This window comes from Pseudomonas sp. BAY1663 (assembly GCF_000582595.1).
GTDB lineage: Bacteria > Pseudomonadota > Gammaproteobacteria > Pseudomonadales > Pseudomonadaceae > Stutzerimonas > Stutzerimonas stutzeri_AF.
In genome coordinates, this window is the sequence record NZ_AZSV01000004.1 from 1 (window position 1) to 23,481 (window position 23,481).

The window sequence follows — 23,481 nt, forward strand, 5'->3', positions numbered from 1 at the left end:
CATCGGTGGCATGGCCGATGCCGGTCGCTGGGCGCTGGTGCGCAAACCCGGCGCGAATGCCGAACCGCCGGCGCGCGGCCCACGCTCGATCCCGCGGCGCTGGAGCATATCGCCCGGGTGCTGCTGCGCCGTTACGGCGTGGTGTTCTGGCGGCTGCTGGCGCGTGAGGCCGACTGGCTGCCGCCGTGGCGCGAACTGCTGCGGGTCTACCACCGGCTGGAGGCGCGCGGCGAGCTTCGCGGCGGGCGCTTCGTCGCCGGCGTGGCCGGCGAGCAGTTCGCCCTGCCGGAAGCGCTCGGCTTGCTGCGCGAGGTGCGCAAGCGGCCGCTGTCCGGCGAGCTGGTGGCGGTGTCGGCGGTCGATCCGCTGAATCAGTTGGGCACGTTGCTGCCCGGCGACAAGGTGCCGGCGCTGCCCGGCAACCGCATCCTCTATCGCGACGGCGTGCCGCTGGCGGCGCTGGTGGCCGGCAAGCCGCAGCTGCTGGCCGAGCTGGACGAGGCCGGGCAGCATGAGGCCCGGCGGCTGCTAGGGAGAGGTTGATTCCGGCGCGGCCGCGAACGAAACGTCAACAGCCCTGGTGTTGCGTCGGAGTCCTTGTAGGAGCCCGGGGGGACGCCGAGTCCTTGCCGGCGATCATCGGTGTTGCGACGGATCGCCCGCAGGCGGGTTCCTCCAGAATCGACTGCCGATATGTGCTAGGGCCGGCAGTCCAGCGTGGCGAGATCCTGGTGCATCCGCGCCAGGCGCTGTTGCAGATGCTCGCGCTGGCGTTCGTCGGCCATGCCGTGCAGGTCGGCCAGCAGCGTCAGCGCGGCCTGTTCGGCGCTGCGTTGCGCGGTGCGGTCGGCCTCGCTCAGCAGGGTCTCGCGCTCCTGCAGCAATTGTGCGATGCGCGCAGCGAAGCCCGGTTCGTCGCGCGCATTCAGCGCGTCGAGCAGGCTGCGCTGCCAGTGTTCGCGGTTCCTCAGCCAGCGTGCGTTCTGCGCACCGAGGCCGTGCGACCAGGCCAGCACGCGTTGGCGCTGCGCCGCGTCGAGCGGCCCGAACCAGTGTTCGAGGCGTTCCTGCATGCGTTCGGCCCGTTCGCGTATCTGCCGCTCCAGCGGCGGCGCCAGGTATTTCTCGCGATGTTCCAGGCGGTTGCTGTCGAGCGCCCGGGCCAGCTGGTGCAGCTGGGCATCGTCGAGGTCACGCAGCAGCTCGGTGGCGGTCGGGGTGATTTCGACGGCGATCGCGTGAATCGCCTGCTTCGCCTCGAGGTAATGCAGGCGCAGGTGATCACGGTCCAGTTCGCCGCCGGCGCTCTGCTGGCGCAAACGCTCGAGCCCAGCGAGGAGGTCGGGCAACTGGGTCCGGCAATGCCAGGCGAGGTGCTCGCCCAGGCGGGCTCTGAGTTTTTGCCGCTGGTTGCGGTCGAGGTCCAGGTAATCGTCGAGCGACCAGGGCACCAGCAGGTCGAGGTTGCGGTAGACCAGCGTCGCGCGGCTGCAGCCCGCCAGCAGCAGGCAGCCGAGCAGCGTCAGCAGAAACAGCCGGCCGGTCAAGCGCATCACGGGTCCTCGCCTGTAACGACAGTTCTGTAGAGCCGCGGCACCGGCGGCGGTTTCGTCAGGTCGGGCGAGAAAAACTGCGACGCGCATGGTCTTCCCCGTATGGGCCGCGACACGAGCCGCGGCAACTTGGCCAACAGCAGTGGAGAAACGCCATGACCCCGCAGATCAAGCACCTCAGCGGCGAAGACGTACCCAAAGCCTGGCGCCCGACCTGGGCCGTCTGCTGGGTGGTGGAACTGGACGGCACGCTGATCGGCGGCCCCTACGCCACCGAGCAGGAAGCGCGCGCCGTAGCCAACGGCGAGCAGGAGCCGCGGCTGTCGGAGACGCCCGCGCCCTGACGTTCGCCCTTGCCGCGCTGGGTGGGGCGTAATGCGTAGGTTGGGTGAGGCGCGTAGCGCCGAAGCCCAACATTCAACTGAGCTCAACCCAGCCTACCCAGCCTACCCAGCCTTTTGTCACGCCGTGGAAATGCATTGGCCCTGCCCCGCGTGTTATGCCCCGCGTACCTGGCCGGTAGGGGCTAGCGCGACAGCTCCAGGCAATACTGCGGGCAGGGCGCCCGGTAGTCGGCCATGGGCGGCGGCGGGGCGACCAACTGGTCGACCACCTCCAGGGCTTTCTCGAACGAGGGGTAGCCGCTGCGGGCGACGTCCAGCTCGGCGTAGGCCCGGCGGTAGTGCTCGGCCTTGGCCGGGTCGGGCTCGTCGAGAAGGTAGGGCTCCTGGTACATCTTGTAGAGCAGGGCGACGGCGTGGGGATGGCCCTTGGCCTTGGCCTTTTCCAGCAGGCGCAGGACCTGGGAGGTTTCCGGCCCCTGGCGGATCAGCAGCAGGGCCTGGTAGAGCTCGATCTCTCCGCGCCGGTCGAGGGGGGCGCTGCGGTCGAGCAAGGCCTGGGCCAGTTCGTAGCCGTCCTCGTTGCCGACGGTGATCAGGATCTTCGCCTGCAGCAGGTCGTTCTGGTACAGCAGTTGCTCGGCCCGGCAGGCACTATCGCTCCAGGGTTCGCAGGGGCCGGTGGCGCAACCGCCGAGGGCCAGCAGCAGGCCGATCACCAGTGCCTTTTTCATGACTGACGCGTTCTCCATTCGTTGTTTCGCCAGTATGGGCCGTGCCAGCTTCGATTCGCCAGAGGCGCTTGCTCAGTATTTCGGGCAGGGGGCGCTCATCTGCTGCAGGCCGTAGCGCCGAAGCAACTGCTGCCAGAGGGCGCTGCGCGGCAGGTCGGTGACCAGTTGCTGGATGAACTGGGTGGCCTCGGGACCGAGGCTGGCGGTGGTGAGCAGGTGGCGGTCGAACACGTACAGCGGGCTCGGGGAAACGTATAGCTGTGCCTGCGATACCTCGGTCACGCTGTAGAACAGCCATGCCGAACGTGGCATCAGGGCCACGTCAATGCGCTCCGAGAGCAGCTTGTTCAGGTTCTGCAGGTCGCTGTGCACATCCTCGCGGTGGATCAGGCCCTGGCCGATATCCTCTTCCAGGGCTGTGTAGCGATGCCCGAGGATGCCGCCGAGCCTACGCCCATGCAGCGACTGCGGCCCGTCGTAATCGAAGGGGGCCGCGCTGCGGGAGATGAAATCCTGGGTGTCGCACAGCAGCGGCAGCGTCCAGTGGGCCCCTGCTGTCAGCCGCGCCGGGAAGAATTCGGGGGTCGCCCACAGCAGCACGCCGGGCTCGTTGTCGGCGAGCCGCGCATCGAGGCGCTTGCGCGGGAGCTGCGTGAGCTGGAAGTCGAAGCGCTTCTGGTTGGTCGAGTGTTCGTTGAGCAACTGCACGAGGGCTTCGGAAAGGCCCTGGCTGTGCTCGGAGGCGAAGGGGGGCGAGGGCTGGTAGGCCCAGACAGCGACGCGCTCGACCGCCAGGACGTTCAGCGGGGAGAGGAGCAGCAACAACAGCAGCAGTTTCTGCATTGCGGTCCTGGAGACGGGCAGCGGATCGGTTCGACCCGGCAAGTGGCTCAAGACTGATTCAGCACAGCATGCAAAGCAAGCCTACCCCGCTGGCCGGTGTTCCGGCAGCGTCGGGGAGCGCGAGCGGCGGGATCAGAAGCGCTCGTGCGCGCCAGGTAGCGCCATTGGCCGGCCGGCAGCCTGGCCATCGACAGCCGGCCGATGCGGATGCGCTTGCTCGCCAGCACGTGCAGGCCGATGGCTTCGCAGAGCAGGCGTACCTCGCCCGGCGCGGGCTCCTTGAGCACCATGCGCAGGCGATTTTCGCTCTGCCAGCTGACCTTGGCCGCCGGCAGGCTCCGGCCGCGATGGTCGATGCCCTTGGCGAGCCGTGCCAGGTCGTTGGCCTCGGGCTCGCCGCTGACTTCGACGATGTATTCCTGTTCGAGCCGGTTGCGCGAGCCGGTCAGGACGCGGATCACCTCGCGCTGCTGGCTGAAGACCGCCAGGCCGCTGGTCTCGGTATCCAGCGGCAGCAGCTCGTTCTGCCGCAGCAGGTGGCGTCGCAGGGGCTCGATGCGGCTGGGGTCTTCGCTCCAGTGCGTGGCCGCCGTGAGCACGCGCAGGGCGCTTTCGGCATCGGCACTGGCTGCCTGGCCGGCAGGCTTGTGCAACAGCAGCGTGGCTGGCGCGATCTCTATCGCCGTGGCGCCAGCGCGCAGTTCGAGGCGTTGTTCGGGTTCGACCTTGCGGAAGGGGGCTTCCACCACCTGGCCGTCGACGGTCACCCAGCCGCCCTCGATATACAGCTCGGCCTCGCGTCGGGAGCAGCCGAGCTGTTCGGCGAGGCGTTTGGACAGGCGCACGGGGTCGGTCATGCTGAACTCGGCGGGGAGTGGGGAAGAACGCGGCGAGCCGCAGTGCGGACGGTGCTGGCTCGCCGAAAGCGTTGCGATTTCAGGCCATCACTTCTTGCTGATGGTGATCTGCCGGGACGGTCCCTGGGTCTGGCCACTGACCCGTTGGGGATGGTCTGGATTTCACCGCCGGCCTTGAGGAAGGCGGCCATCTGCTCGGCGAGCGACTGGCTGGTTTCGGTTGCGGGTTCGGGCTTGCGCTTGGCGCTGGTGGTTTTCGTGGCCATGGAGTGCTTTTTCCTTCAATCGGTCGAACCGGGCATTATACAGATTTTGATCGTTTTTTGTTCAGGTTTCTGTCTACGGTCATTTCTTGAAGCGTTTTCGCGGCACGTCCGGGGCTGGTTTGGTCTTCACTTTAATGTCCGTCAGCCAGGGTTCGGGCTGGCGACCGTCGGCCCATAGCGGAGGACCACCATGCTGCATCCCGTCATTCGCACCGCGCTCTGCGGTTCGCTTTTCGTCGCTGCGTTCGTCTTCGCCGCCGAGCCGCAGCGCTACCCCAGCGAGCAGGGCCAGGTGCTGGTCAAGCCGATCGTCGAAGGCCTGGAAAATCCCTGGGCGCTGGCCTTCTTGCCGGATGGCAAGCGCATGCTGGTGACCGAGCGGCCCGGGCACCTGCGGCTGGTCGGCCTGGATGGCAGCCTGTCCGAGCCGCTGGGCGGCGTGCCGGAGGTATTCGCCCGCGCCCAGGGCGGGTTGCTGGACGTGCAGCTGTCGCCGGATTTCGCCACGGACCGGCTGGTGTACCTGAGCTACGCCGAAGCCGGCGAGCAGGGAATGGCCGGGACGGCAGTGGGCCGCGGCCGGCTCAGCGAGGATCTGGCCCGGCTGGAGGACTTCGAAGTGATCTTCCGCCAGCAGCCGAAGCTCTCCAACGGCATCCATTTCGGCTCGCGGCTGGTGTTCGATCGCGAGGGCTACCTGTTCATCGCCCTCGGCGAGAACAACCAGCGGCCGACCGCGCAGGACCTGGGCAAGCTCCAGGGCAAGGTCGTGCGCCTCCGCCCCGATGGCACGGTGCCGCGGAACAACCCCTTCGTCGGCCAGCAGGGCGCCCGCCCGGAAATCTGGTCTTACGGCCATCGCAACCAGCAGGGCGCCGCGCTCAACCCTTGGAGCGGCGTGCTCTGGACCCACGAGCACGGCCCGCGCGGCGGCGACGAGATCAATATCCCCCAGGCCGGCAAGAACTACGGTTGGCCGCTGGCGACCCACGGCATCAACTACAGCATGCTGCCGATCCCCGAGGCCAGGGGCAAAACCGCCGAAGGCACCGAGCCGCCGTATCACGTCTGGGCGAAGTCGCCGGCCATCAGCGGCATGGCGTTCTACGACGCCGACCGTTTTCCCGCCTGGCAGCACAGCCTGTTCATCGGTGCCCTGGTGGACCAGTCGCTGATCCGCCTGCAGCTGGACGGTGGCCGCATCGTCGGCGAGGAACGCCTGCTCAAGGAACTGGGCGCGCGTATCCGCGACGTGCGCGTCGGCCCCGACGGCTACCTCTATCTGCTCACCGATGCCGGCAACGGCAGGCTGCTGCAGGTCGGCTTGCAGGCGCGGTAGCGCGAACGCCGCTTCGTCGTTGGTCAATCGCCGCACGACACGGGAGCAATCGCGCGCCCGCGCCGGTCCACTCTCTGGGAGGCCGCCACAACGCGGCGTTCCGCACCCGGGCGTGGGGCGTCGGCCCTGCATGCCGGCACGGCCCCGGGGCCGATAACAAGACGGAAGGAGAGGGTTGTGGCTGTAGTCATCAGCGGTGCGTTCTGCATCATCCTGGGGCTGGCGCTCGGCGCGGGAGGGGCGAAGGTCATCAGCCTCGGCGGGACCTGGTATTTCGCCATCGTGGCGATCGGTTTCCTGCTCACCGGCGCGTTGCTGCTGATGCGGCGGCGGGCGGCGCTGTGGTCCATGCGCTGCTGATGCTCGGCACGCTGGGCTGGGCGCTCTACGAGGTTGGGCTGGACGGCTGGCAACTGGCGCCACGCGGCAGCATCGTCGTACCGCTCGGCCTCTGGCTGCTGACGCCGTGGATCGTGCGGCGGCTGGGCTGGCAGCCGTTCGGTTTCCGTTCCTGGGGCGGCGCCGCGCTGCCGTTGCTGCTGGCGGTGGCGCTGTGGGGCGCGACGGCCGTCTACGCCATCGGCCACGACAGCCACGACATCAAGGGCATGCTGCCGCCGCCATTGGCCGGGGCGCCCGCCAGCAACGATCCGGTCCCCGCCGGCGATTGGCATGCCTATGGCCGCAACCAGCATGGCCAGCGCTATTCGCCGCTGGCGCAGATCACCCCGCAGAACGTCGAGCGCCTGCAACCGGTCTGGCACTACCGCACCGGCGATCTGCGTGGCCCGGACGACCCGGACGAGACCACCTACGAAGTCACGCCGCTGAAGATCGACGACAGCCTGTACCTGTGCACGCCGCACAACCGGGTGATCGCCCTCGACGCCGAGACTGGCGAGGAGCGCTGGCGCTTCGATCCCAAGGTGCCGCATTCGGTCAACCGGCAGCACCTGACCTGCCGCGGGTTGTCCTATCACGCCGCGCCGGAGCCCGCCGATGGGCAGGCCTGCCGCCAGCGCCTGTTCATGCCCACCGCCGATGCCCGTCTGATCGCGCTGGACGCCCATACCGGCGAGATCTGCCCCGGCTTCGGCGACAACGGCGAGGTGGATCTGTGGGCGAACATGCCGCATGTGAAGGAGGGCTTCTACTATTCCACCTCGCCGCCGGTGGTGGCCCGCGACCTGGTGATCGTCGGCGGGGCGGTGAACGACAACGTGCGCGCCAACGAGCCGTCCGGGGTGATCCGCGCCTACGACGTCTACAGCGGCGCGCTGAAATGGAACTGGGACCCCGGCAACCCCGAGGCGACCGCGCCCATCGCCGCCGGGCAGACCTACAGCGCCAGCAGCCCGAACAGCTGGAGCATCTCCAGCGCCGACGAGGAACTGGGCCTGGTCTACGTGCCGCTGGGCAACCAGGTGCCGGACCAGTGGGGCGGCCGCCGCAGCGAGAACAGCGAGCGCTTCTCGTCCTCGATCGTCGCCCTGGATATCGACAGCGGCGAGCTGCGCTGGGTGTTCCAGACCGTGCGCCATGACCTGTGGGACATGGACGTGCCGGCGCAGCCGAGCCTGCTCGACATCCAGACCGCGGACGGCCCGGTGCCGGCGCTGGTGGCGCCGACCAAGCAGGGCGATATCTATGTGCTCGACCGCCGCAACGGCGAGCCGATCCTGCCGGTGCGCGAGGTGCCGGCGCCGCAGGGTGCCGCGGAAGGCGACTGGGCCGCCGAGACGCAGCCCGCTTCGGCGCTGTCCTACGAACCGCCGAAACTGCAGGGCAAGGACCTCTGGGGCGCGACCCTGGTCGACCAGATGCTGTGCCATATCCAGTTCCATTCGCTGCGCTACGAGGGCCGCTACACGCCGCCGTCGACCCAGGGCACGCTGGTGCATCCGGGCAATTTCGGCGTCTTCAACTGGGGCGGGGTGGCGGTCGATCCGGTGCGGCAGATGGTCTTCAGCACGCCGGCCTACCTGGCCTTCACCTCGCGCCTGGTGCCGCGCGAGGACGACCTGACGACCTACGTCTCCGGCAAGGAGCCGTTCCTCAACGAGAATTTCGGCTCGCCGTTCGCGGTGGAGCTGGGCCCGTTCGTCTCGCCGCTCGGCCTGCCCTGTACCGCGCCGCCGTGGGGCTACGTGGCGGGGGCCGACCTGCGCACCGGCAAGACTCACTGGCTGCGCCGCAACGGCACGGTGCGCGACCGTGCGCCGCTCCCGCTGCCGTTCAAGATGGGTGTGCCGAGCCTCGGCGGGCCGATGCTCACCGCCGGCGGCGTGGCCTTCCTCAGCGGCACGCTGGACTACTACCTGCGCGCCTACGACACCGCCACCGGGCGCGAGCTGTGGAAGGCGCGGCTGCCGGCCGGCGGCCAGTCCACGCCGATGACCTACCGCAGCCGCTCGGGCCGGCAGATGGTGGTGGTGGTCGCCGGCGGCCACGGCTCGCTGGGCACCAGGGCCGGGGATTCGGTCATCGCCTATGCCTTGCCGCGCTGAAGCGAGGCGGCCGGCGCAGCCTTGCGGGCGTCCGCCGCCGCAATGCGGCTCGCGCCGAAACGTCAACGGACCTAGAATCGCCAGCTTTCTTGCTCGGGACACCTGAAATGGCCGCAATCGGACGCTACAACAGCCTGCCCATCGTCAAGCACACCGGTTTCGGCCTGTACCTGGACGGTGGTCCGGATGGCGAGATCCTGCTGCCCAAGCGCTATATCCCCAAGGACACGCCGACCGAGGTGGACGACTGGCTCAACGTCTTCGTCTACCTCGACAGCGAGGACAAACTGATCGCCACCACGGAAAAACCCAAGGTGCAGGTCGGCGAGTTCGCCAGCCTCAAGGTGGTGGAGATCAACCGCGTCGGCCTCTTCCTCGACTGGGGCCTGCCCAAGGACCTGCTGTTGCCGCACTCCGAGGAAAAGCGCCCGCTGCAGGTCGGCGACTACTGCGTGGTGTACGTCTACATCGACAAGCGCACGCGCCGCATCACCGCCACCGCGCGCCTGGACCGTCATCTGGACAAGACCCCGGCTGCCTATACGGCCGGCGAGGCGGTCGACCTGCTGATCGTCGAGGCCAGCGACCTGGGCTACAAGGCGATCATCAACGGCCGGCACTGGGGGCTGATCCACAAGAACGAGGTGTTCAAGTTCCTCCGTGGCGGCATGCGCGAGCGTGGCTATATCAAGGAAGTGCGCGCCGACGGCAAGATCAGCCTGAGCCTGCAGCCCATGGGCAGCGAGGCCGCGGATGCCCTGCAGGCGCTGATCCTGCAGCAGCTCGAGGAGAACCAGGGCGTGCTCGAACTGAGCGACAAGAGCCCGGCGCAGGAGATCGCCCGGCGCTTCGGCGTCAGCAAGGGCAATTTCAAGAAGGCCATCGGCGGGCTCTACAAGCAGGGGCGCATCGTCATCCATCCCGACCGCATCGAGCGGGCCTGAGCGTCGAAACGACCGTCCTGGTACATGGGGCTTTCGCTTTCGGGTGCGCTGCGCGCACCATCGGGCCGGGCCTCGGCGCATGCGGTGCGTGCAGTGCACCCTACCGTAGGTTGGGCTGAGTTCCGCGAAGCCCAACAAACGAGTTTCCAGCCATACACCACAGTCCGCCCATTACCTCACCGCCAGGCGTTGGGCTTCGCTGCGCTCAACCCAACCTACGTCACCGCCGGACCGTGCCGGGTATCGGAAGCGGTGTTGGCTTGACGGCTACAGATCCAGGCTGATCTGTTCGTTCCGGGCCTGCTTCCCGAGCGCCTCGCCGCGGCCCGGAACGTAGCTCAGCCGCCCGTCGACGAGGCGGGCCGGGGCGGTGAAGGGATGGGGGATCGCTGGCGTGTCGTCCTGGATATGCAGCACCTCGATGCCACGCACCTTCAGCACATCCGACACCAGCGAGCGGTGGCAGCGCCACCAGAGCAGTTCGGCGCACATCATCGCCGTGCGACGGCGCGCGGCGAGTTCCAGCAGGCGCGCCAGGCCTTCGGCGAATTCCGTGCTTTGCAGATGGTCGGCATAGCCGCGAAACGATGCATTGCGCCAGGCCATGTTCTGCGAGTCGGCATGCGCCCGGCGCCGGCCGCCGAGCGCTTCGAACCAGCAATAATCGATGCCGTGCTCAGCCAGCGCGCTGCGTAGCGTGTCGCCACCGAATTGCGGCAGCCGCCGCGAACCGGGAAAGCGTCGCACGTCGGCGATGGCTTCGATGCGGTGCTGCCGGAGCACCTCGACGAACTGCTCCAGCGAGCGTGTCGAGTGGCCGATGGTCCAGATGGCGGATGGCTGTTTCACCGTTTCCTCAGGGCAGTTTCTTCAGCGCCGAATGCCTGTGCATGGCGATGTGCTCGGTCTTGTCGCTCTTGATTTCGTACTGCGGCTCCTGCGCGCTGGCGTGACGCAGGTGGCCCTTGTAGTGGGTATCGCGCGTGTGCACGCGGATGATCGTGCCGCTGACATGCCCCGCCTCTGAGTTCCAGCCGACGTGATCGCCCACCTTGAAATGCTCGCCCATGAGTGGCCCCTGTGCAGTTGCCGATACTTCTTCTGACCCCGATGCGCAGAGGAAGGTCTCGCCTTTTGCCAATTGCCGTTCGTCGGGTAAGTTGCAATAGCTTTTGCCTGTTTCTTACTTGCAGAATTCAAAAAAATGACGCGCATAACTTGTTCTGAAGCTATTCAGGCACGATTTTCATAGTGTCATTTGGATATCAAATTGATTTTTGACAGTATCAAATTAATAGCCACTCGCAATTAACGGCGATTTTCTGGCGATACATTTCCGTCAGAAAAATTTCCATTCCTTTTTTGAACCTATTATAAAGCCGCCACGCAAGAGGTTTGACCGGTGTTCAGGGGGGCGGCGGGGGATTTCTTGCTGAACGGTTCGTTTGGTTGTGTCACCTGCGGCTTTTCTTCCAGCGCAACGCCCCACGACTCAATTGAGCTCTCGCCACTTTTTTAAAGGCAACGCCTTTAGACGTATTAAGTTCCGGAGAGATTGAATGCCCACCACTGTTTTTGCCGGTGCTCGCAAACTGCTCTGCACCTCTGTTGCCATGGCTGCGCTCATGGGCGGTTTCATGGTTGCAAGCGCACCGCTCGCCGCCGCATCGACCGCCGTCACCACGTCCAGCGTCAGCGCGCCGATCAATGCCTTCACCAACACCGATTGGCTGAACGGTGTATTCCGCACTTCGGCGGGTTTCTCCATCCAGGCCACTGCCGCCAACCAGGCGGCCTTCAAGGCGGGTGCCTCGGTGCAACTGGCCGATGGCCAGGTGCGCAAGATCAGCCGCGTGCAGATCGTCGGCGCCAACATGAGCGTGTTCCTCGAAGGGGCGCTGATCGACGGTAACAAGGTGGGCGCGCCGCGTGCGGTGACCATCGCCGGGACTTCGACGACGACTTCGCCAGTGAGCACCGCACCGTCCAGCGGTACTTCGGCGAGCATCAACGCCTTCACCAATACTGATTGGCTGAACGGCGTGTTCCGCGCCTCGGCGGGTTTCTCCATCCAGGCCACTGCCGCCAACCAGGCGGCCTTCAAGGCTGGCGTCTCGGTGCAATTGGCCGATGGCCAGGTGCGCAGGATCAGTCGCGTGCAGATCGTCGGCAGCAACATGAGCGTGTTCCTCGACGGTGCGCTGATCGACGGCAACAAGGTGGGCGCGCCGCGTTCGGTCAGCATTGCCGGTACGTCGACCGATACATCGACGCCGGCCCCGGCGCCATCTACCGAAACCAGTTACGCCACCAGCATCAATAACTTCACCAATACCGATTGGCTGAACGGTGTATGGCGCAAGTCCGCCGGTTTCTCCATTCCGGCGACCGACGCTAATAAGTCCGCTTTCAAAGTTGGCGTGTCGGTCAAACTTGCCGACGGCCAGGTGCGCAAAGTGACTGTCGTACAAGTTGTCGGCAGCAATATGAGTGTGTTCCTCGATGGCGCCGCGGTTAATGGCAGCGTTGTCGGTGCGCCCAATAAGTTGAGCCTGGCCTCGGCTACCAGCAGCCCGGCGCTGACCGCGCCCTCGCCAACCACTACGGTGGCGACCAGCAACCTGAACAACTTCACCAATACCGATTGGTTGAACGGTGTCTACCGCGCTTCGGCCGGTTTCTCCATCCAGGCCACTGCCGCCAACGTCGCCGCCTTCAAGGCGGGGGCGTCGGTGAAACTGGCCGACGGCCAGGTACGCAAGATCCTGCGTGCGCAGATCGTCGGCGCCAACATGAGCGTGTTCGTGGAAGGTGCGGTGCTCAACGGCACTACCCTGGGCTACCCGAAGACCGTTTCCGTGATCAGCGAGTCGAGCGTCAGCACACCTTCGGCACCTGCCGACAGCAGCCAGTCCGAGATCGCCCTGCCGGCGCCTACCGCGCCGGATACCACCAATGGCAAGCCGCGGCTGGTCGGGGTCAACCTGTCGGGCGCCGGTTTCGGGCCTTCCGTGGTGCCCGGCACGCACGGCACCAACTACACCTACCCGGCCGAGTCGTACTACAAGAAGTATTCCGACCTGGGCATGCCGCTGGTTCGCCTGCCGTTTCTCTGGGAGCGCATCCAGCCCAAGCTGAACACCCCGCTGAATGCCGAGGAGCTGGCGCGTCTCAAGCAGTCGCTGGACTTCGCGCACAAGCACAACGTCAAGGTGATCCTCGACCTGCACAACTACTACCGCTACTTCGGCAAGCTGATCGGCTCGAACGAGGTGCCCATCAGCTCCTTCGCCGCGGTCTGGAAGCAGATTGCGCAGCAGGTGGTGAACCATCCGGCCGTCGAAGGCTACGGCCTGATGAACGAGCCGTACTCCACCAATGGCCTGTGGCCGCAGGCTGCCCTGGCCGCCGCGCAGGCGATCCGCAGCGTCGATGCCCAGCGCTGGATCTACGTCGCCGGCGATCGCTGGTCGAGCGCCTACCACTGGCCGCACTACAACAGCCAGCTGATCAGCAACGCCTGGATGCGCGATCCGAAGAACAACCTGGTGTACGAAGCCCACATGTACGTCGACAGCGACTTTTCCGGCAACTACTTCAACAAGAGCGAGACGTTCGACCCGATGGTCGGTGTGAATCGCGTCAAGCCCTTCGTCGACTGGCTCAAGCAGAACAAACTGCGCGGCTACATCGGCGAGCACGGCGTGCCGGACTTCTCCCCGTCGGCCATCGTCGCCACCGACAACCTGATGGCCTACCTGCGCCAGAACTGCATTCCCAGCACCTACTGGGCGGCCGGGCCCTGGTGGGGCGACTACGCCCTGTCGCTGGATGTCAGCAGCGGCAAGCAGCGCCCGCAGCTGCCGGTATTGCAGAAGCACGCCAAGACGGCGCACAGCTGCACCAGCATCGGCCCGCTGTAAGGGCCGAGACGCGATGCATACGGAACGGGCCTTCGGGCCCGTTCTTGCGTTTGCCCGCCGAAAAGAACGCGCCTTCGCTACGGCTCGTCAGCCCGCGGCAGCAGCCGGGTGCATCTCGTGCTGGGCGATACCCCATCCCATGCCGCTTCGCCTGCTCGATTCCCCGCCAACCCGCAGCCCAGAGCGCATGCCGGCCGGTCCCGGCCATTCGGTTGGGCGAGTCGCTTCGCCCCCGGCGCTGGCTGCCACGGCGTGCCGGTCCGGGGCCGCGACTGCGCCGGCAAAGCCCTGAACCGCCCGGCTGGAGCGACGGAACTCAAAATTTGGGCCCCGGTCACCATTTATGTGCGCACTGAAACTGCACGGCCGCGGCAACCCCGCATCGCTGTGTTTCAACGGACCGTGGTCATCCGGCCAAACCCCATGAAAGGTGGATCAACATGACGACACCCGATGAAGACATCACAGGTTATGGCGGCCCAGCCAAGACCGGCTCCCTGCAGTCCACGGACAGCTCGCCCAGCCAGGCTCCGGCGCAGACCGCTGGCCCCGATGCCTCTCAGATGAGCGAATCGGCCAAGGCGAGTGCGCGTCAGGCCGCCGAGCAGGTCAAGCAGCAGGGCAAGATCCAGCTCGAGAACTATCGCGGCAGCGCCGCCGACGAGCTGGAAAAGGTCGCCCGCAGCGCCAAGGCCGCTGCGGCGGAACTGGAACAGCAGGATCGGGCGGGACTGTCCCACTACGTATCCGACATGGCGCAGAGCATGGTCGAGTTCGCCGACGACCTGCGCGGCAAGAGCGTCGACGAGCTGGTCGGCGAGGTCAATCGCCTGGCCCGCAACAATCCGGCACTGTTCATCGCCGGCAGCGTCGCCCTCGGCTTCGGCCTGACCCGCTTCGCTCGCGCCTCCAGCCACCGGGCGCAGGCCGGGCACCGCGAGCGACCCACGATTACGGCCATTCCGACGCCGCGCGACCGCATCCCACCTCACCCCTGGGCGTGCCGGCGGACGTGACGGCGGAAACCCTGCCCAGCCAGGCCGAGCTGGATTCGCGCCTCTCCAGCGGCGCACCCGCCGGCACCGTCGGCAGCATCAGCAACGCCGGCGTTCCCCCGGCAACCCAGGGCCTCGGCAACAATGGCAAAGGCACAGATGGAGGCTTAATCGATGAACGAGCAACGCAACCTCAATACGCCTTATGAACCGCTCCATTCCGAACCGGACGGCTCGGTCGGCGGCCTGCTGCGCCAGCTGACCCGTGAGGTGCCGTCGTTGTTCACCAAGGAGCTGGCACTGGCCAAGGCCGAGCTGAACGAATCGCTGCGCGCCACCAAGGCCGGTGCCGCCAGTGTCGCCACCGGCGGTGCGGTGCTGCTGGCCGGCTTCATCATCCTGCTGATGGCCGCCGTGTACTTCCTGGGCACCCTGATGGAAACCTGGCTGGCGGCGTTGATCGTCGGCGGCGTGGTCATGGTCATCGGCCTGATCATGGTCGCGGCGGGCAAGAAGAAGTTCGAAGCCTCGTCCTTCAAGCCCGATCGCACCCTTCATTCGCTGAATAAAGACAAAGAAGTCGTCAGGGGGCACGCATGAGCACTCATCATCGGATCGACGCCGAAGCGCAGAAAGACCCGGACACCCTCGAACGGGAAATCGACCAGCAGCGCGCCGAAATCGACCATATCGTTCACGCCCTGGAAAGCAAGCTGTCGCCCGGCAGATGATCGATACCGCGCTGGGCTATGCCAAGGGCGGCGGCGGGGAGTTCCTGCATAACCTGAGCGATACCGTGAAGGCCAATCCGGTGCCGACGCTGCTCACCTCGATCGGCCTGGTCTGGCTCATGGCCGGGCAGAACCGGCGACCGGACTACGGTGCAACCAGCGGCCCGTCGGTGACCGACAGGCTCGCTGCCAAGGCCTCGGGCCTCAAGCAGCAGGGCAGCGGCATCAAGGACAAGGCCGCGCAGATGCGCCACGATGCCTCCAGCACGCTGGACAATGCGCGCCAGCGTGTCGGTGATTCCGGCCGGCATGCAGCCGATAGCCTGCGCCATACGGCGGACCGTGCCCGTGGCGGTTTCTCGCAACTGCTCAACGAGCAACCACTGGCACTGGGAGCCATGGGTATCGCCCTGGGCGCATTGCTTGCCGCATCGATGCCACCTACGCGGCGCGAGGACGAGCTGATGGGCCCGAGCAGCGACGAGCTCACCGGCAGGCTCAAGCAGAAGGCGCGTGAAGGCTACGAGATGGCCAGCGCCGAGGGCGAGCAGCTGGCCAGCCAGGTCAAACAGGACCTCGGCCGCGACGACAGCCAAGCCATTTCGAGGCCTCACTGAGCGCAAAACGCCCGCTTGGCGGGGCGCCACTCGACATTTCACCGCAGCGACTGCGGTCGGGCTTGAGTCCGGCCGCAGAACCCCCGATAATCCGCCGCCTGGCGCCGGTGTAGCTCAGTAGGTAGAGCAGCGCATTCGTAATGCGAAGGTCGCAGGTTCGACTCCTGTCTCCGGCACCAATGAAATCAAAGGGTTAGCTTCGGCTAGCCCTTTTGTTTTTGGGCCGGTGTCTCACAAGTGTCCCTTTCTTGTCCCGCTAGCGGATCGCTTGACCGATACAGCGCTGGAATATGTTGGTCATCGCCTGATAGTCACAGGTTACCGCGTCGATATTGGCTTGGATCCACTCGCGCTCATCGACCTGCCACCAGTTGATCTCATAGCCGGCGTTCACAATGATGTGATCAAACAGGATCCGCTGCGCACGTCCGTTTCCTTCCCGGAAAGGGTGGACCATGTTCAGGTCGCCATAGAGTTCAGCGACAGCGGAAACCAACTGTTGCCGTGACATCCCCTCATACCAGTTGGCCGCCGCCAATTGTCTGAAGAGCTTCGTGGCCTCAGGCTCGATTCGGGTAACGTTGCAGAAGTGCGTACCGCCCTTCGATATGTCCACGGTACGTAGCTCTCCCGCCCATTCGTAAACATCTTCGAAGAGAGTGCGGTGGATCCGTTGCAGATAGGTGAGATCGTAGGGAGGAAGGGCGAAGTCAATGGTGCCTGCAGCGATTTCGGAAAGCGTGCGCTCAGCAGCGTGAAGCGCTTGGTCATCGGTCAGGTCCAGGCGGTTGCGTAGAACCGTGGTGCCTGGATAGCAGAGAGGATCTTGACCGACACCGTACTTATCGAGCATCAAGCCTGCCGAGCACGCAAGGCTCTCAGGGCAGCTTCGCGAGTTGGAAGTTTGCGTTTAGCGTCAGCTGGTGTGGTATCGAAGCCTTCCAGGCGCAGGCTGGCGGCATAGTTCGATTGGCGGACCTTCGCATAGTAGGTCTTCTTCTCTTCCAAGGTCAGATCGGGCATAGCTAAACCTCGTTCGCGGTGTGCGGGTCATTATAGCGGAATAGCGGATGCTAATTCGCAGCGTCTTGCCGGTCCTTCTGGCTGAGCAACGCCAGCGGCGAATGACTGAGCACGGTGGCAAAGTGATCCGGCGCCAGATGCGAGTACCGCATCGTCATCTTGATATCGCCGTGGCCCAGGATTCGTCTGTGCGTTGGCCATGTTCTGGTGCGTTTGCGCGTGCCAGAAACTGCCCTTTTCCGCAGCGATGCGGGCCTTTTCGTTTCGAGGTGCAGTGGCTCGTCAGAGCCAGGTCGAGAGGGTGATCGAGCCGAACTGGTCGTGCTCCTGCTGGCCTTCGAACTCGTGGGTGCGCCAGACACTGGCGAATGCCAGTTGCCAGCGATCCCAGGTCAGTGCCACGCCGAGCTTGGCGTCGCCGACCCATTCGCGACGATCGACCGAATGGCTGTCCTCGAAGGTGTTGCCGTCGAGCAGCATGTTCTGCGCCATGTAGCGCCCCTCGACATTGGCGAATCCATACCAGCCGAACCCACCGCCGGGGCGGAAGAACTGGCTGCCGCTTTGCGCCGGTGTCACCGCCGGAATGCTGAAGCTGCGCCCGAGGTTCTGTCCGAGGCGTGCGCCCAGCCCGGCCGAGGCGTAGGTGTAGAGATTGCCGAGCGAGAAGCCCAGGCTCGGGCCGTATTCCAGCTCCAGCCCGGCGAAGCGCTCCTGCAACCACCAGCGGTGCTGGTAGGCCAGGTTGATGAAGGGTTCGTTCTCCAGCTGGTTGTCCCAGCCCATGGGCTCGTCGCTGTCGGTGACCTTGTGCACCGCACGCTGCAGCCGCTTGCCACCGGCGGCGGGGCCGACGATGCCGACGTCCAGGTGCAGCCCCTCGGCCGCCCGCCAGCCTCGTGCTGCGTGTCGGCGAATAGCGACAGCCCGGCGAACATCAGTCCGGCATAGGGGCGATCGTCTTCGAGCAGGCGGTCGGTCTCGATTTCCTCGGGGGTGTAGATCTGGTGGCCGAAACGGTAGGCGACATTGCTCACGGTGTCACCCGACCACCCTGGCAGGAAGTCGGCGACGTTGCGGCTCCAGTGTTCCCGTTGCGGTTCGAAGCCCCAGATCAGTTCCAGGCCGTTGCTGTAATGGCCATCGCTGCCGGAGGAGATGATGTCGTTCTCCGCCTTGATCGAGAGGATGCCGGCCGATGCCAGCGTCGGTACGGCGAACAGGGTGGCGAGCAGGCAGGGACGCAGCAGAGGTGGGCAGTGCATGGCGGTACTCCTGGGCTTACATTCGTTTTTGTATGTTTCGCTTTGGACCGCCGTCACGCATGCCGGTTCGCTTGGGGCTCATGGTTGTGCAAAGGTTCCCGCATTTTCGGCGATGATCGAGTCGTCCAGGGCGTCCTGCTCGGCCTCGAGCAACTGCCGGGCAAGCGCCGAGGAGAAATCCCGCACCGCTGACCAGCGCAGGTGGATGGCATCGACGAAGGCCGAGGGTGGGGCGACCCATTCGCGGTCCGCGTTCCAGTAGCGGGCCGTGTCGCTGTCGGCTAGCGCGGCGCTCAGTCGGTTGTCGAAGTAGTCGAGGAAGCTGCCGTCGTGATCGAACTCTTCCTTCCATTGCGGATGCAGTGGCGTCGATACCACCATCAGTTGGCGTTTCTCCTGCTCCAGGCGGCCGGCCAGTGCCGCCAGTGCAGTGAAGCAACCGCTATCGAGCGGGTCCGGGCGCCCGTAGAACAGGCCACGGTCGCCGCGTGGTTCCAGCGGGCCATCGCCGTAGCGGTTGAATACCAGCGGGTCCCATTCGATCAGGTTGGCCCGCTGCGCCTTGATCGTGCGTGCATTGTGCAGCAGCGAGCGCGGCGAGAAGTAACGCAGATAGTAGTTCCAGGGTGAGACCTGTCCGTTGACGTAGCTGTCGACGTCGTTGCGGTCGAATACCGCGTCCGGCACCTTCCAGCAGCCGGCGAAGTCCAGTGGATCGACAATCATCACCACCTGGCGGATGCCCGGATGGCGGTCGAGCAGCCAGTTCGCGACGTAGACCGCCTGGTTCGCGTGCAGCCCGCAGAAAGCGCCGTTGAATGGGCGCGAGCCGGGTGCCTGTTCGACGAGTACCTCGCCGTCGACGTGGCGCCAGGCGACCGAGGAGCCGATCACCAGCAGGTTCGGGTCACGCACGGGATTGTCGCGCAGGAAGCTGAGCTTCTCGTCCACGCACAGGCTGTTGGAGAAGGCCGGCGGGGGCAGGTTGTCGGTGATCTCGAGCCCGGCCAGCAACAGCGCGAAGGCGCCGAGCGAGCCGAATAGCCCGACGAGCAGGGCCAGCAGGTAGGTCGCGCGCATGCCGGCCGGATCGGCCTCGGCCCGGGCGGCCGAACCGCCCAGGGATGTTTCGACGGTTCCGCTCATGGCTTAGCGCCCCTCGAGCTTGGTCTGGATCAACTGGACGAAGTGGCCGACGTTCTTCAGCGATTCCAGTTCGGCGGTGCGGAACTTGATGCCGAAGCGCTGCTCGGCGGCGACGATCAGCAGGACGTGCGCCTGGCTGTCCCAGCCATCGATGCAGTCGGCGGTGGTTTGCGCGCTGAGGACGATGTCGTCATCGTCGAACACGTCATGAAAGACCTGGGTCAGCGCCGCGAGAATGTCCTTTTCGTTCATGCTTGCACCTGGATGAAGTGGTCGAGGGGAGCGCGCGAGGCCAGCTCGCAGCGCCAGAAATTTGCGTCGCGCTCGGCGCCTGCCGGGGCCGGGCGTTGCTGGAAGCCCAGCCGTGGATAATGTTCGGCCACCATGCCGTTGCGCTCGGTGGGTCGGTATTCGCCGACCAGTGCATGCCAGCCGGCTGCCGCTGCAGCATCGGCCAGGGCCTCGAGCACCGCGGCCTCGACCTGGCGGCCGAGCACGCGGCAGCTCATCAGCCAGCTGTCGATGAGCAATTCGTTCGCCTCGATGCCGGCGTCGGGGCGTGCCAGCACCACGCTGATCAGGCCGTTGTCGCCGAACTTGTCTTCCAGGCGCAGGGCCAGGGCGATGGCGCGTGGATCGCCGGTGATGCGCTCGACCTCGGCCTCGGTGTAGCGTCGCGTGGTGAGGTTGAACTGGTTGGTCTTGTTGATCAGTTGGGTGCTGCGCGCCAGTTCGGCGGGGCCGATGCGGGTAACGCGCAGGATCATGTCCAGGCCGCGCAGGTAGCCGTCCATGTCGGTGGCCTGGCCCAGCGCCACCTTGCGCTCGGCATTGGCGGCATAGCTGCGGCCGCGGCCGGTGTCGTCGGTGGTGAAGGACGCCGCCTCGAAATAGCCGGCCGCTGCCAGCCGGGCCGGGTAGTCGGCGACGTCCTCGGGCAGTTCCGGGACCGCCACGGCGGGCAGCTCACGGCGCACGATGTCGCGTTCGGCCGGGTTGTCGTCGACGAACACCAGGCTGTCGAGGCCGATGTCGAGCAAGGTGGCGATGCGCCGCAGGTTGCCGGCCTTGTCGTCCCAGTTGGCGATGAAGGCGGCGACATCGCGGCGGGTGATGGCCATCTCTCGGTGGGCGAACGCCGCTTCGGCCACGTCCAGGTCGTTCTTGCTGCATACCGCGAGGATCACCCCGCGGCGTGCCAGTTGCGCGGCGTAGCGCTGGAAGGCGAGGAAGGCTTCGCCGCTGGCGCTGCCCTGGCCCAGCTGGATGCCGTCGACCCCATCGTCGCCGGCCACGCCGCCCCACAGGGTGTTGTCCAGGTCGAGTACCAGGCATTTGCGCGACAGCCCGAGCGCGGCGGCGAGAACCCGCGCCAAGTGGTCGCCATAGAGCGGCGCCAGCGTCGGGCTGACCAGCTGCTTGGCCTGATGCCAGCGCACCGGGTCGGCCAGGCCATTGCCATAACCGCCGGCCTGCCAGGCGAGGTCGAGCAGCAGCACGCCGTCTTCCCGCGCGGCGTTGCGGATGGCGGCGTTCAGGCGCTCGATCAGGGCCAGTGGCGAGGCGGGCACCAGCGCTTCGTAGGAGCCGAACAGCGGCGGATCGACCGGCACCAGCGTCTGTTGCACGACCTGCGCGGCGTAGCGTTCGCGGGCTCGCCGCCAGAGCAGGCGCAGCTCGTCGACACGCGCCTGCACGGCGGTATCGACCTCGGCCGGCGAAGCGTCCAGCGGCACCTGCAGCGGCGTGTCGCGGGCATCCAGGGCCAGCACCACGAACTGCGGGACGAAGGCGTTCAGTGCCGGGTCGTCGGCCAGCAGCGCCTGGCGATACATGCCGTAGGGCGTGACATGCAGCGCCAGCGCCAGGCGCCGCAGCAACCCGGCGACGCGAATGGCCGGCAGCAGGTGATCCACGGTGTGCGAGGCCAGCAGCGCCACGCGCAGCGGCATGAGTCGCGCCGCCGCTGCATGCTCCGCCAGCACGGCGGCGGCCAGCCGGTCCAGCCGGGCGGTGAGGGTGAAATCCCGGCGGTAGCCGGCGAGCCGGATGGCTTCGGCCAGGCGCACCAGCGGATCGTCCAGGTGCTTGGCCTGGCCGATGGCGGCGCTGAGGTCGGGATGTGGGGGTAGCCAGGAGAGTTGTTCCATTACCAGGGACTCCTTGTCGCGGTTCAGAACTGGAAGTAGAGGAATTCGGTCGGTGCCATGGAGAAGGCGACGGCCAGGGCGAAGAACCCAAGCATTCCGATCGCCACGCCGTACGCGGGGGCGGGGCGCCAGGCGCCGAACGGCAGCCAGCGCCCGGTCCAGTGCGGCTGCGGCTGGAAATTCAGCGCGGTACGGAAATGCCCCATCCACTGCTGGATGTTCGGCATGCCCCAGACGAACAGCAGCAGCGCGGCGATGTAGACGAAGTCGGAACGGTCCATCCGCGTGCTGACCGGGCTCAGCCCGAGCATGCCGGCGAGTACGGCCAGCGCCGCCGGCACGTCGGCGGCGCGGAAGAACACCATCGCCACCACCACGCAGAGGAAGGTCAGCAGCACCGCCGGCAGCCGATGCCACCAGAGGTCGCTGTCCAGCTGGCGCCCGTGGCTCACCTTCCAGGCGCGCCAGCCATGGGCAACCACCAGGTAGAAGCCGTGCAACAGGCCGAATACGACGAACTGCCAGCCGGCACCGTGCCAGATGCCGGAGATGAACATGGTGAAGACGGTCGGATAGGCGACCAGGGCGAAGAAGGTTCCGGCGGTCATCCTGCCGCGCCGCGGTTGCGGCTTGCCGGCCGCCATCCGCGCGCGGGTCACGCGCAGCACGATGGGATTGTAGATGTAGGCGGTAAGAAAGCGCGTCAGCGTCATGTGCCAGCGCGACCAGTAGTCGATGACGTTGCGTGCCTTGAACGGGCTGTTGAAGTTCGCCGGCAGGCTGATGCCGAACAGCAGGGCCAGGCCGATGGCCATGTCGCTGTAGCCGGAGAAGTCGAAGTAGATCTGCAGGGTGTAGGTCAGTGCCCCGGTCCAGGCGTCGTAGAAGGATGGAATCGAGCCATCGACGGCGAGGCTGAACACCGGTGTCGCCTTCAGCGCCAGGGTGTCGGCGATCACCACTTTCTTGAACAGCCCCAACAGGAAGATCGTCGCGCCCAGGGAGAGGTTGTCCAGCCGGGCGCGAAAGGTAGCGCGCTCGCGGAACTGGGCGAGCATCTCGCCGTGGTGGGTGATCGGCCCGGCGATCAGCTGCGGGAAGAAACTGATGAACAGGCAGTAGTTGGCGAAGCCGTGCTCCTCCACCACGCCGTCGTGGGCATCGACCAGATAGGCGATCTGCTGGAAGGTGAAGAAGGAGATGGCCAGCGGCAGGATGATGTCGTGCACGCGCCAGCCGAGTTCGAAGGCTTCGTCGAGGTTGCCGAAGAGAAAGCCGGTGTACTTGTAGTAGCCGAGCAGCAGCACATTGGCCGCCATCGCCAGGCCGAGCACCAGGCGTGAGGGGTGCTGGCGCAGGTAGCCGCCGAGCAGGTAGTTGAACAGCATGCTGCCGGCCAGCAGCGGCACGTAGGCCGGGTTCCACCAGCCATAGAAGACCAGCGACAGGACGGTCAGCCAGATGACCGCGAGGCGCTGCCGGCCCGAGCCGGTCAGCACGAAGAATCCGATCAACACCAGCGGGAGAAATCCCGCGATGAACTCCACAGAATTGAAAAGCATCTTCCTTAATCCCTGTTCAGCGTATGTGCTCAACGCTGCCCAGACCGCCTGTGGGGCGGGGCGATCCATCCTGTTCGGTAACCGTCTACTACCGTCGCGGCACTGCGCCCGCCCTTGGCAGGTGCCGCGGCATCCTCGGTCCTTCACCGGATGCTTCGCTCGGGCATCGGCCACCCGGCCGGTACCCCCTGAGCTCCTCTGGCTCCGACTTGGAGCTGTAAGCAAAAGTTTCAGCGTTCCGTGCGCCACCGGGCGCTTTCCCGTCTCTGGCCGGCAACCCCGCGAACGGCCTGGCCTGCAGCGGCCGGCCTTTCGTCGGCGAGCCATCCCGGGCGTTCCGTTGTGGACAAGCGTTGGGGGCGCTGGCGGCAGCGTTCAAGCCGACATGCCGTTGCCGGCCAGGCCTGTCAGAGTGCGCTGGGCGCGGCCTGCTGGCACGCGGGCTGTTCGTCGGGCTGCTGCTCGGCCGGCGGCTGTTCGAGCTTGCGCTGCAGGTGGCGGATGGTGCGTTTGAGGCGGTGCACCTTGTCTTCCAGCTGGAAGACCTTGCGGTGGTTGTAGAACATGCCCAGCACGAACCCCAGCGAAGTGAAGACCAGGCTATAGATGAGTGCGGCGTCGTAGAGATAGCTGGAAAACATCCTGTCGTCCTTCTTGTTGTGGCGACCGCCTACATCCCGGAGGC

At 66.1% G+C, this 23,481-nt stretch carries 17 protein-coding genes, 1 tRNA gene and 7 pseudogenes; 10 read left to right on the forward strand and 15 right to left on the reverse strand.

What is annotated here, in order from left to right; translation table 11 throughout:
* Positions 1-543 (forward strand): annotated as a pseudogene (locus BAY1663_RS02100) (ATP-dependent DNA helicase); the annotation flags it as partial.
* Positions 544-698: 155 nt separating this feature from the next.
* Here the strand turns inward: BAY1663_RS02100 and BAY1663_RS02105 are convergent.
* Complete coding sequence (locus BAY1663_RS02105) at positions 699-1,553, reverse strand: DUF6279 family lipoprotein (RefSeq protein WP_037037629.1); 855 nt, start codon at positions 1,551-1,553, stop codon at positions 699-701.
* 155 nt (positions 1,554-1,708) lie between these two features.
* Between BAY1663_RS02105 and BAY1663_RS02110 the strand changes: the two genes are divergently transcribed.
* Positions 1,709-1,897 (forward strand): hypothetical protein, encoded by a 189-nt coding sequence (locus BAY1663_RS02110; protein WP_037037631.1) that lies wholly within the window; start codon positions 1,709-1,711, stop codon positions 1,895-1,897.
* 182 nt (positions 1,898-2,079) lie between these two features.
* Here the strand turns inward: BAY1663_RS02110 and BAY1663_RS02115 are convergent, their stop codons facing one another.
* The 4 genes and pseudogenes from BAY1663_RS02115 to BAY1663_RS24390 form a co-directional block, all read right to left on the reverse strand.
* Complete coding sequence (locus BAY1663_RS02115) at positions 2,080-2,628, reverse strand: hypothetical protein (RefSeq protein ID WP_037037633.1); 549 nt, start codon at positions 2,626-2,628, stop codon at positions 2,080-2,082.
* A 72-nt stretch (positions 2,629-2,700) separates the two neighbouring features.
* Entirely contained in the window at positions 2,701-3,471 is a 771-nt protein-coding gene (locus tag BAY1663_RS02120; RefSeq protein WP_037037635.1) for a hypothetical protein, read from the reverse strand.
* Positions 3,472-3,603: 132 nt separating this feature from the next.
* Positions 3,604-4,328: pseudogene (locus BAY1663_RS02125) on the reverse strand (RNA pseudouridine synthase).
* A gap of 87 nt (positions 4,329-4,415) precedes the next feature.
* Positions 4,416-4,594: pseudogene (locus tag BAY1663_RS24390) on the reverse strand (hypothetical protein).
* A gap of 190 nt (positions 4,595-4,784) precedes the next feature.
* Between BAY1663_RS24390 and BAY1663_RS02130 the strand changes: the two are divergent.
* The 3 genes and pseudogenes from BAY1663_RS02130 to BAY1663_RS02140 all read left to right on the forward strand — a co-directional run bounded on the left by BAY1663_RS02130 (position 4,785) and on the right by BAY1663_RS02140 (position 9,384).
* Positions 4,785-5,933 (forward strand): PQQ-dependent sugar dehydrogenase, encoded by a 1,149-nt coding sequence (locus BAY1663_RS02130; protein WP_037037637.1) that lies wholly within the window; start codon positions 4,785-4,787, stop codon positions 5,931-5,933.
* 177 nt (positions 5,934-6,110) lie between these two features.
* A pseudogene (locus tag BAY1663_RS02135) lies at positions 6,111-8,440 on the forward strand (glucose/quinate/shikimate family membrane-bound PQQ-dependent dehydrogenase).
* A 107-nt stretch (positions 8,441-8,547) separates the two neighbouring features.
* Positions 8,548-9,384 carry a S1 RNA-binding domain-containing protein gene (locus BAY1663_RS02140; RefSeq protein ID WP_037037638.1) on the forward strand — a complete coding sequence of 279 codons (837 nt, stop codon included), beginning with the start codon at positions 8,548-8,550 and terminating at the stop codon, positions 9,382-9,384.
* A gap of 267 nt (positions 9,385-9,651) precedes the next feature.
* On the opposite strand, the gene BAY1663_RS02145 is transcribed toward BAY1663_RS02140, so the two are convergent.
* Both BAY1663_RS02145 and BAY1663_RS02150 read right to left on the reverse strand, forming a co-directional pair.
* Complete coding sequence (locus BAY1663_RS02145) at positions 9,652-10,233, reverse strand: DUF488 family protein (protein ID WP_037037640.1); 582 nt, start codon at positions 10,231-10,233, stop codon at positions 9,652-9,654.
* A 7-nt stretch (positions 10,234-10,240) separates the two neighbouring features.
* Entirely contained in the window at positions 10,241-10,453 is a 213-nt protein-coding gene (locus tag BAY1663_RS02150; RefSeq protein WP_037037642.1) for a DUF2945 domain-containing protein, read from the reverse strand.
* Positions 10,454-10,943: 490 nt separating this feature from the next.
* Between BAY1663_RS02150 and BAY1663_RS02155 the strand changes: the two genes are divergently transcribed.
* From BAY1663_RS02155 to BAY1663_RS02175, 5 genes and pseudogenes are all read left to right on the forward strand, one after another.
* Positions 10,944-13,307, forward strand: coding sequence for a glycoside hydrolase family 5 protein (locus BAY1663_RS02155; protein WP_256206501.1), 2,364 nt, complete (start codon positions 10,944-10,946; stop codon positions 13,305-13,307).
* Between the two features lie 440 nt (positions 13,308-13,747).
* Positions 13,748-14,511: pseudogene (locus BAY1663_RS02160) on the forward strand (hypothetical protein).
* Positions 14,477-14,902 (forward strand): phage holin family protein, encoded by a 426-nt coding sequence (locus BAY1663_RS02165; RefSeq protein WP_037037644.1) that lies wholly within the window; start codon positions 14,477-14,479, stop codon positions 14,900-14,902. Before BAY1663_RS02160 ends, BAY1663_RS02165 begins: the two are co-directional and overlap by 35 nt.
* Positions 14,899-15,650: pseudogene (locus BAY1663_RS02170) on the forward strand (DUF3618 domain-containing protein). Before BAY1663_RS02165 ends, BAY1663_RS02170 begins: the two are co-directional and overlap by 4 nt.
* Positions 15,651-15,753: 103 nt before the next feature.
* Positions 15,754-15,829 (forward strand) — tRNA-Thr (locus tag BAY1663_RS02175).
* Between the two features lie 77 nt (positions 15,830-15,906).
* Here BAY1663_RS02175 and BAY1663_RS02180 read toward each other — a convergent pair.
* The 8 genes and pseudogenes from BAY1663_RS02180 to BAY1663_RS02210 form a co-directional block, all read right to left on the reverse strand.
* The gene (locus tag BAY1663_RS02180; protein WP_037037646.1) at positions 15,907-16,503 is read right to left on the reverse strand and encodes a putative adenosine monophosphate-protein transferase Fic; all 597 of its coding nucleotides are present in this window, start codon (positions 16,501-16,503) and stop codon (positions 15,907-15,909) included.
* Positions 16,503-16,673, reverse strand: coding sequence for a YhfG family protein (locus BAY1663_RS23230; RefSeq protein ID WP_128576036.1), 171 nt, complete (start codon positions 16,671-16,673; stop codon positions 16,503-16,505). The genes BAY1663_RS02180 and BAY1663_RS23230 overlap by 1 nt, the downstream gene beginning before the upstream one ends.
* Positions 16,674-16,955: 282 nt before the next feature.
* A pseudogene (locus BAY1663_RS02185) lies at positions 16,956-17,938 on the reverse strand (lipid A deacylase LpxR family protein).
* Between the two features lie 78 nt (positions 17,939-18,016).
* Positions 18,017-19,084 (reverse strand): hypothetical protein, encoded by a 1,068-nt coding sequence (locus BAY1663_RS02190; protein ID WP_037037652.1) that lies wholly within the window; start codon positions 19,082-19,084, stop codon positions 18,017-18,019.
* 3 nt (positions 19,085-19,087) lie between these two features.
* Positions 19,088-19,336 (reverse strand): acyl carrier protein, encoded by a 249-nt coding sequence (locus BAY1663_RS02195; protein ID WP_037037654.1) that lies wholly within the window; start codon positions 19,334-19,336, stop codon positions 19,088-19,090.
* Complete coding sequence (locus tag BAY1663_RS02200; RefSeq protein WP_037037656.1) at positions 19,333-21,234, reverse strand: HAD-IIIC family phosphatase; 1,902 nt, start codon at positions 21,232-21,234, stop codon at positions 19,333-19,335. Before BAY1663_RS02200 ends, BAY1663_RS02195 begins: the two co-directional genes overlap by 4 nt.
* Before the next feature lie 23 nt (positions 21,235-21,257).
* Complete coding sequence (locus tag BAY1663_RS02205; RefSeq protein ID WP_037037658.1) at positions 21,258-22,796, reverse strand: MBOAT family protein; 1,539 nt, start codon at positions 22,794-22,796, stop codon at positions 21,258-21,260.
* Between the two features lie 407 nt (positions 22,797-23,203).
* Complete coding sequence (locus tag BAY1663_RS02210) at positions 23,204-23,437, reverse strand: hypothetical protein (protein ID WP_037037660.1); 234 nt, start codon at positions 23,435-23,437, stop codon at positions 23,204-23,206.
* Between the last annotated feature and the right edge of the window lie 44 nt (positions 23,438-23,481).

Coding starts and splice junctions, on each gene's coding strand:
- BAY1663_RS02105 (WP_037037629.1), bottom strand. CDS start 1,553: ATGCGCTTGACCGGCCGGCTGTTTCTGCTGACGCTGCTCGGCTGCCTG.
- BAY1663_RS02110 (WP_037037631.1), top strand. CDS start 1,709: ATGACCCCGCAGATCAAGCACCTCAGCGGCGAAGACGTACCCAAAGCC.
- BAY1663_RS02115 (WP_037037633.1), bottom strand. CDS start 2,628: ATGAAAAAGGCACTGGTGATCGGCCTGCTGCTGGCCCTCGGCGGTTGC.
- BAY1663_RS02120 (WP_037037635.1), bottom strand. CDS start 3,471: ATGCAGAAACTGCTGCTGTTGTTGCTGCTCCTCTCCCCGCTGAACGTC.
- BAY1663_RS02130 (WP_037037637.1), top strand. CDS start 4,785: ATGCTGCATCCCGTCATTCGCACCGCGCTCTGCGGTTCGCTTTTCGTC.
- BAY1663_RS02140 (WP_037037638.1), top strand. CDS start 8,548: ATGGCCGCAATCGGACGCTACAACAGCCTGCCCATCGTCAAGCACACC.
- BAY1663_RS02150 (WP_037037642.1), bottom strand. CDS start 10,453: ATGGGCGAGCATTTCAAGGTGGGCGATCACGTCGGCTGGAACTCAGAG.
- BAY1663_RS02155 (WP_256206501.1), top strand. CDS start 10,944: ATGCCCACCACTGTTTTTGCCGGTGCTCGCAAACTGCTCTGCACCTCT.
- BAY1663_RS02165 (WP_037037644.1), top strand. CDS start 14,477: ATGAACGAGCAACGCAACCTCAATACGCCTTATGAACCGCTCCATTCC.
- BAY1663_RS02180 (WP_037037646.1), bottom strand. CDS start 16,503: ATGCTCGATAAGTACGGTGTCGGTCAAGATCCTCTCTGCTATCCAGGC.
- BAY1663_RS23230 (WP_128576036.1), bottom strand. CDS start 16,673: ATGCCCGATCTGACCTTGGAAGAGAAGAAGACCTACTATGCGAAGGTC.
- BAY1663_RS02190 (WP_037037652.1), bottom strand. CDS start 19,084: ATGAGCGGAACCGTCGAAACATCCCTGGGCGGTTCGGCCGCCCGGGCC.
- BAY1663_RS02195 (WP_037037654.1), bottom strand. CDS start 19,336: ATGAACGAAAAGGACATTCTCGCGGCGCTGACCCAGGTCTTTCATGAC.
- BAY1663_RS02200 (WP_037037656.1), bottom strand. CDS start 21,234: ATGGAACAACTCTCCTGGCTACCCCCACATCCCGACCTCAGCGCCGCC.
- BAY1663_RS02205 (WP_037037658.1), bottom strand. CDS start 22,796: ATGCTTTTCAATTCTGTGGAGTTCATCGCGGGATTTCTCCCGCTGGTG.
- BAY1663_RS02210 (WP_037037660.1), bottom strand. CDS start 23,437: ATGTTTTCCAGCTATCTCTACGACGCCGCACTCATCTATAGCCTGGTC.